We start from the raw sequence: 13,771 nt of genomic DNA on the forward strand, positions 1-13,771 counted from the left end.
CTTTTCCTTACCGCTCGATCAGCGCAATGCGCTTGTTGTACCAGTTCATCAGCAGGGAAATGCTGATGCTGATCGCCAGGTACACGCTCATGGTGATGGCGATCACCTCGATGGCCTGGCCGGTCTGGTTGAGGACGGTGCCGGCGAACAGCGAAACCATTTCCGGGTAGCCGATGCCGGCCGCCAGGGACGAGTTCTTCGCCAGGTTCAGGTATTGGCTGGTCAGCGGCGGGATGATCACCCGCAGCGCCTGGGGAATGATCACCTTGCGCAGGGTCGGGCCGTTGCGCAGGCCCAGCGAACGGGCCGCTTCGGTCTGACCGTGGCTGACCGACTTGATCCCCGAGCGCACGATCTCGGCGATGAACGCCGCGGTGTACACGGTCAGGGCCAGGGTCAGCGCCAGCAGTTCAGGGATCAGCACCCAGCCGCCGACGAAGTTGAAGCCCTTGAGCTGCGGCATCTCCCAGTGCAGCGGCGCGCCGAAGACCAGCGTGCACAGCGCAGGGATCACCAGGAACAGGGCCAGGCCGACCCAGAACTTGTGGAACGGCTCGCCGGTTTCCTCGAAGCGCTTGGTGGCCCAGCGGCTCATGAACACGATGGCGACGATGGCCACCACGATGCTGACCGCGAACGGCCAGAATCCGTCGGCGATCTGCGCCGCCGGCATGTTCAGGCCCCGGCTGCTGACGAAGAAGGTGTCGCCGAAGTTGTGGCTGTTGCGCGGCCCCGGCATGGTCAGGAACACCGCGAAGTACCAGAACAGGATCTGCAGCAGCGGCGGGATGTTGCGGAAGGTTTCCACATACACGGTCGCCAGTTTGCTGATGATCCAGTTCGGCGACAGCCGCGCCACACCGATGATGAAGCCCAGCAGCGTCGCCAGGATCACGCCGATGAAGGTCACCAGCAGGGTGTTGAGCAGGCCGATCACGAACACCCGTGCGTAACTGTCCGCTTCGGTGTAGGAGATCAGGTGCTGAGCGATGCCGAAACCGGCGCTGCGCTCGAGAAAGTCGAAACCGGAGGTGATGCCCCGGTGTTGAAGGTTGGTCTGGGTGTTGTCGAACAGGTACCAGCCCATCGAGACCACCGCCACTACGGTGATGATCTGAAACAGCCACGCACGCACTCGTGGATCGCTGAGGCTGAGCCTCTGCTTTGGTGCGCCGATTGAATTTTGCATGAAGTGCCCCGGAAAAAACTGAAACAGAACGTCACCCGGCGGTTGGCCCGCCGGGTGACAGAACCATTAGCGCACCGGTGGTGCGTACTGAATGCCGCCGGCGTTCCACAGCGCATTCAGGCCACGGTCGATTTCCAGCGGGGTGCTCTTGCCGAGGTTTTTCTCGAAGATCTCACCGTAGTTGCCGACCTGGGAAACGATCTTGACGACCCAATCCTTAGGCAGCTTCAGGTCCTTGCCGTACTCGCCGTCGGCACCCAGCAGGCGGGCGACGTCCGGGTTCTTGGTGGACTTGGCTTCTTCCAGCACGTTTTTCGAAGTGACGCCGGCCTCTTCGGTGTTGAGCAGCGCATAGCCGACCCAACGCACGATCGCCAGCCACTCGTCGTCGCCGTTGCGCACGACCGGGCCCAGAGGCTCCTTGGAGATGGTTTCCGGCAGCACCACGTAGTCCTTCGGCGAAGCCAGCTTGCTGCGCTGGGCGAACAGCTGGGACTTGTCGGAGGTCAGCACGTCGCAACGGCCGGATTCCAGCGACTTGGCGCTTTCGTCGGAGGTGTCGAAGGTGATCGGGGTGTACTTCAGGCCGTTGGCGCGGAAGTAGTCGGACACGTTCAGCTCGGTGGTGGTGCCCGCCTGGATGCAGATGGTGGCGCCGTCCAGTTCCTTGGCGCTCTTCACGCCCAGCTTGTTGTTGGCCAGGAAGCCCACGCCGTCGTAGTAGGTGATGAAGCCCGGGAATTTCAGGCCCATGCCCGCGTCACGGGAGCTGGTCATGGTGGTGTTGCGCGACAGGATGTCGATTTCGCCAGACTGCAGCGCAGTGAAGCGTTCCTTGGCGTTCAACTGGCTGAACTTGACCTTGTTCGCATCGCCGAACACGGCCGCGGCCACCGCGCGGCAGACGTCGGCGTCGATGCCGATGATCTTGCCGGTGGAGTCCGGTACGGAGAAGCCCGGCAGGCCGTCGCTGACGCCGCACTGCACGAAGCCTTTCTTCTGCACCGCATCCAGGGTTGCACCCGCCTGAGCGAACCCGCTGACGCCGAGGACTGTCGCAGCAGTCACGACCGCCAGAGTGGTTTTCAACATCTTCATTCAAACCTCCAGTTTTGCTCTTGTTGTGTCGGAGCTTGAGTCTTGTCGCACCCTTTTGAGGCGTTGTTGACCCGTGTTGGCTTTTTGTGGGGTCAACCGACGTAGGACCTTAGCTATGAGTCTAGTAGGAGAAAATCCACATAATGGACAACCTCACGTCTCACCAGTCGGCCGAACGGGCTGTAGCCCTTTCACGTTCGCTAAGCCCGTAGCGGCCTCTGGCGAACATCCATCACCGGATTCTTTACTGTCCCGCCCCCTTGCGTTCACTGATAGTGTTACCGCCGGGCCCGAGAACGATTGCACGTCTAGCTCATAGCAAAGCCCGTACCACACCGCCCTTTGAGGCGATGGAGCGACAGGTCAATAGCAAAACTTGTAACCTTGCGACATCTTCTTAACGGATAACCCTGGCGCGCACACGGATCACGCACCCGATGAGCGCGCCCGCACCCAATTGGAGCAGCCATGACCGAGCCCTTGATTCTTCAGCCCGAAAAGACCGCGGACGCCTGCGTGATCTGGCTGCACGGCCTGGGCGCCGACCGCTACGACTTCCTGCCGGTGGCCGAGGCCCTGCAGGAAACCCTGCTGACCACCCGTTTCGTCCTGCCCCAGGCGCCCACCCGCGCCGTGACGATCAATGGCGGATATGCCATGCCCAGCTGGTACGACATCAAGGCAATGACCCCGGCCCGGGCCATCGACCGCGACCAGCTGGAAGCGTCCGCCGACCATGTCATCGAACTGATCGAATCGCAGAAGGCCTCCGGAATAGACGCCTCGCGGATCTTCCTCGCCGGGTTTTCCCAAGGGGGCGCGGTGGTCTATCACACCGCGTTCCTGAAATGGCAGGGACCGTTGGGCGGCGTGCTGGCGCTTTCGACGTACGCACCGACCTTCAGCGGTGAACTGGAGCTGTCCGCCAGCCAGCAGCGCGTGCCCGTGCTGGCGCTGCACGGCCAGTTCGACAACGTGGTGCAGAACGCGATGGGACGCACGGCCTACGAGTACCTGAAGGCCCATGGTGTCACCGTGACATGGCAGGAATACCCAATGGAGCACGAAGTGTTACCCGAGGAAATCCGCGACATCGGCACCTGGCTGGGCGAACGCCTGCGCTGATCGATTCCGCGACTTCGGCCGCACGCCGCGGCCCTTTGATCGCCCCACTACGCCGCGCCCGATTCTTGCATTACACTGGCCGGCGTACATTCCTTAACCAATTGATGAGACGACCGTGCTCAAAGCACTCAAGAAAATGTTCGGCAAAAGCGAGGCTGAGCAGCTCGCGCCTGCCGCCGGCGCACCGTCGCCCGCCTCCGGCCCCCGCGGCGACCTCCGCCCGGCCGACCGCCCCGCTCCCGCCGCGGCCGCCAAACCCGAACCGAAACCTGAGGCCCCTGCGGCCAAGGCCGGCGAACCGGCCCCAAGCCCTGAGCCTAAACCGGCCAGGCCCCGCCGCGAACCCAAGCCCAAGGCGCCGGTGATCCCCTGGAAACTCGAGGACTTCGTCGTCGAACCCCAGGAAGGCAAGACCCGCTTCCACGACTTCAGGCTCGCCCCGGAACTGATGCACGCCATCCAGGACCTGGGCTTCCCTTACTGCACGCCGATCCAGGCCCAGGTGCTGGGTTTCACCCTCGCCGGCAAGGACGCCATCGGCCGCGCCCAGACCGGCACCGGCAAGACCGCCGCGTTCCTGATCTCGACCATCACCCAGCTGCTGCAGACCCCGCCGCCGAAAGAGCGCTACATGGGCGAGCCGCGGGCGCTGATCATCGCCCCGACCCGCGAACTGGTGGTGCAGATCGCCAAGGACGCCCAGGACCTGACCAAGTACACCGGCCTGAACGTGATGAGCTTCGTCGGCGGCATGGACTTCGACAAGCAGCTCAAGCAGCTCGAGGCGCGCCACTGCGACATCCTGGTCGCCACGCCGGGCCGCCTGCTGGACTTCAACCAGCGCGGCGACGTGCACCTGGACATGGTCGAAGTGCTGGTGCTGGACGAGGCCGACCGCATGCTCGACATGGGCTTCATCCCGCAGGTGCGCCAGATCATCCGCCAGACCCCGCCCAAGAGCGAGCGCCAGACCCTGCTGTTCTCCGCCACCTTCACCGACGACGTGATGAACCTGGCCAAGCAGTGGACCACCGACCCGGCCATCGTCGAGATCGAAGCCGAGAACGTGGCCAACGCCAACGTCGAACAGCACATCTATGCCGTCGCCAGCGCCGACAAGTACAAACTGCTGTACAACCTGGTCAACGACAACGGCTGGGAGCGGGTGATGGTGTTCGCCAACCGCAAGGACGAAGTGCGGCGCATCGAGGAACGCCTGGTGCGCGACGGCGTCAACGCCGCCCAGCTGTCCGGCGACGTGCCGCAGCACAAGCGCATCAAGACCCTGGAAGGCTTTCGCGAAGGCAAGATCCGCGTGCTGGTGGCCACCGACGTGGCCGGCCGCGGCATCCACATCGACGGCATCAGCCACGTGATCAACTTCACCCTGCCGGAAGTGCCGGACGACTACGTGCACCGCATCGGCCGCACCGGCCGGGCCGGCGCCGACGGCGTGTCGATCAGCTTCGCCGGCGAGGACGACTCCTACCAGTTGCCGTCCATCGAGGCGCTGCTGGGCCGCAAGATCAGCTGCGAAATGCCGCCGACCCACCTGCTGCGGGCGGTCGAGCGCAAGCGGCCGCACTGAGCGACCCCATGAGAAAGGCGCAGCCGGCGACGGACTGCGCCTTTTTTTTCGCCCGGAGATTGCCGACAAGATATAAAAGTCCATAATGGACAAATTAGTTTAATAACAATCCCCGGAGCCCGACATGACCTGCACGCCCCATGTGATCGACCAAACCCAGGCCCGCGCGCTGCTGGCCCGGCTCGACGTGCCGCAGATCATGCGCAAGCTGTTCCGCGACCTCGCCGCCGGGCAGGCGGTGCAGCCGGCCCAGCAACTGGTGGAGTTTCCCCAGGGCGCGGGGGATTTCATCAACTACCTGGGCGTATTGGCCGAGGACGGCGTGTACGGGGTCAAGACCTCGCCGTACATCGTCCGCGAACAAGGCCCGCTGGTAACGGCCTGGACGCTGCTGATGTCGATGCAGACCGGCCAGCCCCTGCTGCTGTGCGACGCCGGTGAGCTGACCACCGCCCGCACCGCCGCCACCACCGCCGTGGCGGTCGACGCCCTGGCCCCGGCGGACGCCCGGCGCCTGGCGATCATCGGCAGCGGCAAGGTGGCCCAGGCGCATCTGGAATACGTCAAGGCGCTGCGCGACTGGCAGCACATCAGCCTGTACGCGCCGAGCCTCGCCGAAGAGCCAGACACCGTCGCCCGCTTCAAGGCCCTGGAACCGCGCCTGACCGTGGCCGACAGCCGCGAAGCCGCCGTCGCCGGGGCCGACGTGATCCTGCTCTGCACCTCGTCTGCGGGACCTGTGATCGATCCGGCCAGCCTGAGCAAGCCGGCGCTGATCACCTCGATCAGCACCAACGCGCCCCGCGCCCACGAGGTGCCGCCGCACAGCCTCAACGACATGCAGGTGTTCTGCGACTATCGCCAGACCACACCGGGTTCGGCGGGCGAAATGCTGATCGCCGCCGAACGGCACGGCTGGGACCGCACCCGGATCGTCGGCGACCTGGCCGACCTGCTCAGCGGCCAGGCGCAGCGTCCCGACTATGGGCGCCACGTGTTCTTCCGCTCCATCGGCCTGGGGCTGGAGGACATCGCCGTGGCCAATGCGATTTATCGCCTGCATCCCTGACACCGCAATCCCTGTGCTTCGATGCGGCGGTTGCGCCGCCATCGCCAGCAGGCTGGCTCCCACAGGGCTCTCGGCATCCTTCAATAATTGCGTCAATACTGGAGACTTTCATGAGCCAGGCAGACTTCATCATCATCGGCGGCGGCATCGCCGGCGCGTCCACCGGTTTCTGGCTGTCGCCCCACGCCAAGGTGGTCGTGCTGGAGCGTGAGTCGCATCCGGCCTATCACTCCACCGGCCGCTCCGCCGCCCTGTTCACCGCCGCCTATGGCACTCCGCAGGTGCGGGCGCTGACCTTGGCCAGCCGTGACTTCTTCGACACCCCGCCAAGCGGCTTCTGCGAGCATCCGCTGCTGACCCCGCGCGGCGAAATGACCGTGGACTTCACCGGCGACCCCGCCGAACTGAACAACCAATACCTCAGCGCCAAGGCCACGGTGCCGCAGATGCAACTGCTCAGCGCCGACGAGGCCTGCACGCGGCTGCCGATCCTGCGCCGGGAGAAAGTCCACGGCGCGCTCTACGACCCCACCGCCAGCGACATCGACACCGACGCCCTGCACCAGGGCTACCTGCGCGGCATCCGCCGCAACAACGGCCAGGTGCACACAGACTGCGAGGTGCTGGGCCTCACCCGTGGCGCCGACGGCCTGTGGCAGGTGCAGACCCCAGGCGAAACCTTCAGCGCCCCCGTGGTGATCAACGCCGCCGGGGCCTGGGCCGACAAGATCGGCGCTCTGGCCGGCGCCGCGCCGCTGGGCCTGCAGCCCAAACGCCGGGCCGCGTTCATCTTCGCCGGCCCCGAAGGCGTGGACATCCACCACTGGCCGATGCTGGTCAGCCTCGACGAGTCGTTCTACATGAAGCCCGACGCCGGCATGTTCCTCGGCTCGCCGGCCAACGCCGACCCCGTCGAACCCCACGACGTGCAGCCCGAAGAGCTGGACATCGCCATGGGCATCTACCAGATCGAGGAAGCCACCACCCTGACCATCCGCCGCCCGACCCGCACCTGGGCCGGCCTGCGCAGCTTCGTGGCCGACGGCGACCTGCTGGCCGGTTTCGACCCGCAGGTGCCGGGGCTGTTCTGGGTCGCGGCCCAGGGCGGCTACGGCATCCAGACCTCGCCGGCCATGGGCCAGGCCAGCGCGGCGCTGGTGCGCGGCCTGCCGTTGCCTGAGCAACTGGGCCGGTTCGGCCTGACCGCCGCCATGTTGTCCCCCGCCCGCCTCGCCTGACCGGCCGTGCGGATGACGCGCCCGACGGATTGCGGCACACTCGCAGCGCCCCCTGCCCACGGGGGCGTTGACGTTGCCTGGAGCTCCACTGACATGACCGCCCCCGAACCTTCACCTGTGCCGAACGACGCCGCGATGGACAACTACCGCGCCATCGCCGACGCCATCGCCACGCTGTTCTTCCCCCACGCCGAAGTGGTGCTGCACGACCTGCGCACGCAGAAGGTCGACTACATCGCCAACAACCTGTCGAAGCGGGACATCGGCGACGATTCGGCGCTGGAGGACATGCTCGGCGACGACGCCGGCGAGCGGAACATCGGCCCGTACGAGAAGCTCAACTGGGACGGCCAGAAGATCCGCAGCCTGAGCACGGTGCTGCGGGACGGCCAGGGCCAGCCGCTGGCGGTGCTGTGCATCAACCTGAACATTTCCCTGTTCGAGAACGCCAAGGCGGCGCTGGACCTGTTCCTGTCGCCGAGCAAGCTGATCCCGCAGCCGGACTCGCTGTTTCGCGACGACTGGCAGGAGCGGATCAACACCTTCCTGCACAGCTGGCTGCGCGAGCGGCAACTGAGCCTGAACGTGCTGACCCGCGACCACAAGCGCGAGCTGGTGCTGGCCCTGCACGCCGAAGGCGCGTTCAAGGGCAAGAGCGCCTCGAACTACGTGGCCAATGTGCTGAACATGGGGCGGGCGACGGTGTACAAGCACCTGAAGGAACTGAAGGGCTGAAGACCTGCGGTGGCTGTGCCGGCCTCATCGCTTGCGGGCAAGCTCCCACAGGGTTTGCGGTAAGCCCAGATTCTGCGAACACCGCAGATCCCCTGTGGGAGCCAGCCTGCTGGCGATGGCGGACGGTCAGTCGCCGTAGATGTCGGACTTGAAGTACTTCTCGGAAATCTTCTGGTACTCGCCGCTGGCGCGGATGCCGTCGATGGCGCTGTTCAGTTGGCTGACCAGTTCGGCGTTGCCCTTGCGCACCGCGATCCCCGCGCCCTCGCCCACGTATTTCGGATCTTTGAGCTCCGGCCCGACGAACGCATAACCCTTGCCGCGCGGCATCGACAGGAAGTCGGTCAGCGGGATGGTGTCGGCGAAGATCGCGTCGAGGCGTCCGGCCGCCAGGTCCATGTAGATCTCTTCGTTGTTGCCGTAGCGCTTGACGGTGATGCCCTTGGGCTCGAACACCTCGGTGGCGTAGCGGTCGGTGGTGGTCGCGCGCTGCACGCCGACGGTCTTGCCCTTGAGGCTGGCGTACTGGTCATCGACGACCGCGCCTTCCTTCATCACCAGCCGCGAGGAGGTGAAGTAGTACTTGTGGGTGAAGTCCACCGACTTCTTGCGGTCTTCGTTGATGGTCATGGACGACAGCGCCATGTCGATCTTCTTCACTTTCAGCGAAGGGATCAGGCCGTCGAATTCGCCCTCGACCCACACGCACTTGACCTGCATCTGCGCGCACAGCGCATTGCCGATGTCGTAGTCGAAACCGACGATCTCGCCCTTGTCGGTCTTGGAGGCGAACGGCGGGTAGGCGGCCTCGATGCCGATGCGCAAGGTCTTCTCGACGGCGAACGCGCTGGTGCACGCCAACAGGCTCAGCGCCAGACCGGTGATGAGGGGGAGTTTCTTCATGTTCGTTCTCTCGCGGTTGTTGTTGGTTTGGCAAGACAGGAGAAAGAGCTGAAACAGGGGGGAACGCCTTTTTTTGTACTTATGAATCCATACTGGACTTTTATGTACAGAGCGTCAATCGGGCAGAAGGGGTCGCATCCGCCCGGCGGTCGGGTGGTGAATCAGAGGTAATGGGGGGTGCTGCACAGGGCGCCATCGCCAGCAGGCTGGCTCCCACAGAGGATTCCGGTTGTCCGCAGCATCCCTGCACACCACAAAACCTTGTGGGAGCTTGCCTGCAAGCGATGAGGCCAGCACTGCCGACATCTCTGTTGCCTGACCTACCGCCATCGCCAGAAGGCTGACTCCCACAGGGGGAACACATTCCAGAGCCTGCTGGCGAGGGCGGAGGGACAAGCGGCGCCGGAGCTACTTTTTCCAGCGCTCGGCCGCCGCATGGTCGCTGGCGCGCCCCTCGACCCAGCGCGGGCCTTCGGCGGTGTTTTCTTTCTTCCAGAACGGGGCGCGGGTCTTGAGGTAGTCCATGACGAAGGCGCAGGCGTCGAACGCCGCCTGACGATGGGCGCTGGCGGCGCCGACGAACACGATCGGCTCGCCCGGCTCCAGCGCGCCGATGCGGTGCAGCACCTCAAGCTTCAGCAGCGGCCAGCGCTGCGCGGCCTCGTCGGCGATCTTGGCCAGGGCCTTTTCGGTCATGCCCGGATAGTGCTCCAGGAACATCCCGGCCACGTCGAGCCCGTCGTTGAAGTCACGCACGTAGCCGACGAAGCTCACCACCGCACCGACGCCGACGTTGGCCGCATGCATCGCGTTGACTTCGGCGCCCGGGTCGAACGGTTCGCACTGCACACGGATGCCCATGGCTCAGCCTCCGGTCACGGTAGGGAAGAACGCCACTTCGTCGCCCTCGGCCACCGGCTCGTCGAGCTGGCAGAGGTCTTCGTTGCGCGCGCACATCAGGTTCTGTTCGCCCAGCACCTCGAAGCCGTCGCGCCGGGCCAGCAGTGCCCGCACGTCATCGACGGTGCCGAAGTCGCCCTCGACCCTGATCGAGTCCTCGCCGACCGCTTCGCGGTAGCGGGCAAAAAACTTCACGGTCAGGTTCATGGCTGCTCCGCCCGGTAGTGGCCGCTCTTGCCGCCGAGCTTTTCCAGCAGGCGCACGCTTTCGATGGTCATGCCGCGGTCCACGGCCTTGCACATGTCGTAGATCGTCAGCGCGGCGACGCTGGCGGCGGTCAGCGCCTCCATCTCGACGCCGGTCTGGCCCGACAGCTTGCAGCGGGCTTCGATGCGCACGGTATCGTCGCCTTCGGCGCTGAGTTCGACCTTCACGCCGGTCAACATCAGCGGATGGCACAGCGGGATCAGATCGCTGGTCTTCTTCGCCGCCTGGATGCCGGCGATGCGCGCCACGGCGAACACGTCGCCCTTGGGGTGGCCGCCGCTGACGATCATCCGCAGCGTGTCGGGCAGCATGCGCACCAGCGCTTGGGCCGTCGCCTCGCGGAACGTCACGGCCTTGTCGGTGACGTCGACCATGTTGGCGCGGCCTTGGGAATCGAGATGGGTCAGCACGGGAATACTCCTGATCAGGAGCGTCGATTGTAAACCTGAGGGTCAATTTTCCGCGAGCGCGATGACAGCCCTCGCACAAATCACTGTGGGAGCGGCGGTGCGATTTGCCTGCGCAGACGCCGGCTCAGTCAAACTCGATGTCGCCTGACCTGACGCCTTCGCGGGCAAGCCCGCTCCCACAGGGTTCTGCAGCGGTCGACGAGACGGCATTCCAGCGGGCAAACACTGTGGGAGCCAGCCTGCTGGCGATGGCCTTCGCGAAGACCCCGCCGAGCCATGAAGAAGCGGACGGCCCGGAGGCCGCCCGCTGCGGGGGAAGGTTACAGATGCGATTCGGCGTATTCGGCCAGAATCGAGCGAGGCACCCCTTGCAGGGTGATGTGCACACCGTTGGGGAAGTCCTTGAAGCGTTCGGTCAGGTAGGTCAGCCCGGAGCTGGTCGCGGACAGGTAAGGGGTGTCGATCTGCGCCAGGTTGCCCAGGCACACCACTTTGGAGCCGGCGCCGGCCCGGGTGATGATGGTCTTCATCTGGTGCGGCGTGAGGTTCTGGCATTCGTCGATCAGGATCAGGCTCTGCTGGAAGCTGCGCCCCCGGATGTAGTTGAGCGACTTGAACTGCAGCGGCACCTTGCTGAGGATGTAGTCGACGCTGCCGTGGGTGCTTTCGTCATCCATGTGCAAGGCTTCGAGGTTGTCGGTGATGGCGCCCAGCCAAGGCTCCATCTTTTCCGCTTCGGTGCCCGGCAGAAAGCCGATCTCCTGGTCCAGCCCCTGCACGCTGCGGGTGGCGATGATGCGCCGGTAGCGCTTGCTGACCATGGTCTGCTCGATGGCGGCCGCCAGCGCCAGGATGGTCTTGCCGGAACCGGCGGCGCCGGACAGGTTGACCAGGTGGATGTCCGGATCGAGCAACGCGTACAGCGCCAGGCTCTGGTAGATGTCCCGTGGCTTGAGGCCCCAGGCTTCCTGATGCAGCAGCGGTTCCTGGTGCAGGTCGAGGATCAGCAGCTTGTCCTCGTCGATCTCCTTGATCCAGCCGACGAACCCCTGCTCGTCGATGATGAACTCGTTGACGTGCACCGCCGGCAGGTTGTCGATCAGTTGCACCTGATGCCAGGTGCGGCCGTGGTCCTGGCGGGTCTCGACCTTGCTCACGCGGTCCCAGAAGGAGCCGGTCATGTTGTGGTAGCCGTTGGGCAGCAGCGACACGTCGTCGACCAGCTGGTCGGTGCTGTAGTCTTCGGCCGCGATCCCGCAGGCCCGCGCCTTGAGGCGCATGTTGATGTCCTTGGTGACCAGCACGACCGGTTTCTTCGGGTCGCGGGTGTGCAGGTCGATCAACTGGTTGATGATTTTGTTGTCGTTCAGGTGCTCCGGCAGAATCAGGTTCGGCTCGGCATGTTTGCTCATCAGAATCGACAGCAAGCCCTTGGGTCCGCTCTTGCCGCGCTGGATCGGCACTCCCTGTTCAACGTCCTCCGGTGAAGCGTCCCCCAGGGTCTTGTCGATCAGCCGGATGGCCTGACGGCATTCGGCGGCCACGCTGTGATGCCCGCTCTTGAGCTTGTCCAGCTCTTCAAGCACGGTCATCGGGATCGCGACGTGGTGTTCTTCGAAATTCAGGAGGGCGTTTGGATCGTGAATCAATACGTTGGTATCGAGTACATAAAGGATTGGCTGGTTGGAAGAAGGGCTACGTCCGTGATCATCCATACTCGGTCACCTTTGTGGGAGCCATTCGACGCAATACCTGGGCGGTGCTGCGCCTCGAAGTGACTGCCGAGCCCGTCCGCGCGCCCCTTGATCGGAAGGCCGGACGAACTGCACACAAATGGGTCTTGGGAGACGCCACCTGTGTCGCAGGTTTCGGCGGTCTGAGTTCGTAATACTCCAAAACCTGTGACAGAAAAAAGCACTTTGACGATTTTTTGAAGTTTATTTTGCAAAGTGACGAAAAGCCCTTGGCGGACCGCCCTGCCCCCGTTAGAGTCGGAAGTCCGCCTGCTGCAAAATCCTTCGAATTTCTTCCCCGCGCCCAATGTTTACGGGGCTTTCGTGCCTTGTCAGCGAAACGCGTCCTGACAGTCTTCCCAGCCGATGCCGCTTTGCGCGGTCTGGGTGATGAGCCACGGCAACGCCGTCTTCACCGCATCCTGCTTCATGTTGAAATTGATCACCCCGTGACGCCACAGCAGCATCAGGGTCAGCACCCGCTGCGCGCTCTGGCTGCCCTTGAGCTTGCCGGCGCCGTCCTGGGCGTCGATGTCCCACAGCGCCACTTGCAGGCCCTGGGCGTTGAAGAACGCCTGCGCATCGCTGCGCCGCTGACCGTCCGGCGGGCGGAACAGCGGCACGTAGTTTTCCGGCAGCTTGCCTTTGACCAGGTCGGCGCTGCGGCGCACCGAGTCCTGCCAGTCCTGCCAGTGGCTGTGGGAGCGGAACTCCCAGCCCTGCACGCCGACGCACTGCTGCGAGAACGTCGCTTGCAGGCTGGCGACCGAACGCTCCGCCAGCCGCGCCTGGACATCCTTGCCCAGCACGAAGAACGTGCCGCTCAGGTTCGACTTGCGCAGGTATTCGGCCAGCCAGTCGGTGTTGTCCGGCTGCAGGTTGGCGGCGCTGTCGAAGCTCAGCAGGAACAGCCGGTCGTTCATCTCGTCGCCGTTGCGTTCGTAGTCGCCGAAACGGTCGATCTCGCTGCCGGTCTGCGGAAACAGCGCAGCTTTGCGCAGCAGCTCGTCCAGGTACTGGGCATGGAAAGCGCGGCTCGGCTCGGCCCACTTGATGTAGTAGCTCTCCTCGCCGAGCTGGAACTTGCCGGCCTGCTCGCGCAGGGTCGGCACGTCTTCGACCAGGAAGCAGAAGGAGGCGTCCTGGTCGCAGCTCTGCTGGGCATGGTCGTAGCCGTTGAACAACCGTTGCCAGAGCCGCTCGCGCAGGCGGTTGACGGCGTCCATGTTGACCGTGCGCAGCCCCAGGCGCTGGGCCAGCGCGGCCTCGTCCAGCGCTTCGCTGGCCAAAAGGCCCCGGGCGAAGGTCAGGATCTCCGCCCGCGAGGCCACGTCGAACAGGGTCGGATTCTTCAGTTGCTCCGGCCAGGTGCTGCGGTCCAGCGTCGCCGGATCGCCGGGCGCCGCCAGGGCCCCGAGGCTCAACAGCCACGCCCAAAGGAATAGAACGATACGCAAAGGGATGTCTCCATAACAAAACCCGCGCGGCACTATAGCCGATAAGGCGGTAGCGGCGG

General features: G+C 64.7%; 13 protein-coding genes. 5 read left to right on the forward strand and 8 right to left on the reverse strand.

What is annotated here, in order from left to right; translation table 11 throughout:
• Positions 1-7: 7 nt before the first annotated feature.
• Both CAG29_RS22515 and CAG29_RS22520 read right to left on the reverse strand, forming a co-directional pair.
• On the reverse strand, positions 8-1,189 hold the full coding sequence (locus tag CAG29_RS22515) for an amino acid ABC transporter permease (protein WP_085578810.1): 1,182 nt from the start codon (positions 1,187-1,189) through the stop codon (positions 8-10).
• Between the two features lie 66 nt (positions 1,190-1,255).
• On the reverse strand, positions 1,256-2,287 hold the full coding sequence (locus tag CAG29_RS22520) for an amino acid ABC transporter substrate-binding protein (RefSeq protein ID WP_085578808.1): 1,032 nt from the start codon (positions 2,285-2,287) through the stop codon (positions 1,256-1,258).
• A gap of 468 nt (positions 2,288-2,755) precedes the next feature.
• On the opposite strand from CAG29_RS22520, the gene CAG29_RS22525 reads away from it, so the two are divergent.
• The 5 genes from CAG29_RS22525 (at position 2,756) to CAG29_RS22545 (ending at position 8,042) form a co-directional block, all read left to right on the forward strand.
• On the forward strand, positions 2,756-3,412 hold the full coding sequence (locus tag CAG29_RS22525) for an alpha/beta hydrolase (RefSeq protein WP_085578806.1): 657 nt from the start codon (positions 2,756-2,758) through the stop codon (positions 3,410-3,412).
• A 136-nt stretch (positions 3,413-3,548) separates the two neighbouring features.
• Entirely contained in the window at positions 3,549-5,000 is a 1,452-nt protein-coding gene (gene rhlB, locus CAG29_RS22530) for an ATP-dependent RNA helicase RhlB (protein WP_085578900.1), read from the forward strand.
• 124 nt (positions 5,001-5,124) lie between these two features.
• Positions 5,125-6,069, forward strand: coding sequence for an ornithine cyclodeaminase family protein (locus tag CAG29_RS22535; protein WP_085578804.1), 945 nt, complete (start codon positions 5,125-5,127; stop codon positions 6,067-6,069).
• A 110-nt stretch (positions 6,070-6,179) separates the two neighbouring features.
• Positions 6,180-7,307, forward strand: a complete 1,128-nt coding sequence (locus tag CAG29_RS22540; RefSeq protein ID WP_085638512.1) for an FAD-binding oxidoreductase — start codon at positions 6,180-6,182, stop codon at positions 7,305-7,307.
• A 93-nt stretch (positions 7,308-7,400) separates the two neighbouring features.
• Positions 7,401-8,042, forward strand: a complete 642-nt coding sequence (locus CAG29_RS22545) for a transcriptional regulator (protein WP_085578800.1) — start codon at positions 7,401-7,403, stop codon at positions 8,040-8,042.
• Positions 8,043-8,168: 126 nt separating this feature from the next.
• On the opposite strand, the gene CAG29_RS22550 is transcribed toward CAG29_RS22545, so the two are convergent.
• The 6 genes from CAG29_RS22550 to CAG29_RS22575 form a co-directional block, all read right to left on the reverse strand.
• Positions 8,169-8,945, reverse strand: coding sequence for an ABC transporter substrate-binding protein (locus tag CAG29_RS22550; protein WP_085695164.1), 777 nt, complete (start codon positions 8,943-8,945; stop codon positions 8,169-8,171).
• Positions 8,946-9,353: 408 nt separating this feature from the next.
• Entirely contained in the window at positions 9,354-9,806 is a 453-nt protein-coding gene (gene moaE / locus CAG29_RS22555) for a molybdopterin synthase catalytic subunit MoaE (protein WP_085638509.1), read from the reverse strand.
• A 3-nt stretch (positions 9,807-9,809) separates the two neighbouring features.
• A complete protein-coding gene (locus CAG29_RS22560; protein ID WP_085578794.1) occupies positions 9,810-10,052 on the reverse strand; it encodes a MoaD/ThiS family protein in 243 nt (80 codons plus the stop codon).
• Positions 10,049-10,522 (reverse strand): cyclic pyranopterin monophosphate synthase MoaC, encoded by a 474-nt coding sequence (moaC, locus tag CAG29_RS22565; RefSeq protein WP_085578792.1) that lies wholly within the window; start codon positions 10,520-10,522, stop codon positions 10,049-10,051. Before moaC ends, CAG29_RS22560 begins: the two co-directional genes overlap by 4 nt.
• A gap of 320 nt (positions 10,523-10,842) precedes the next feature.
• The gene (locus CAG29_RS22570; protein ID WP_085578790.1) at positions 10,843-12,237 is read right to left on the reverse strand and encodes a PhoH family protein; all 1,395 of its coding nucleotides are present in this window, start codon (positions 12,235-12,237) and stop codon (positions 10,843-10,845) included.
• A 350-nt stretch (positions 12,238-12,587) separates the two neighbouring features.
• Positions 12,588-13,712 carry a polysaccharide deacetylase family protein gene (locus CAG29_RS22575; RefSeq protein ID WP_085578788.1) on the reverse strand — a complete coding sequence of 375 codons (1,125 nt, stop codon included), beginning with the start codon at positions 13,710-13,712 and terminating at the stop codon, positions 12,588-12,590.
• Positions 13,713-13,771: the final 59 nt, after the last annotated feature.

The sequence above is a fragment of the Pseudomonas sp. B7(2017) genome (assembly GCF_002112745.1).
In the GTDB taxonomy this organism is placed as follows: Bacteria; Pseudomonadota; Gammaproteobacteria; order Pseudomonadales; family Pseudomonadaceae; genus Aquipseudomonas; species Aquipseudomonas ekonensis.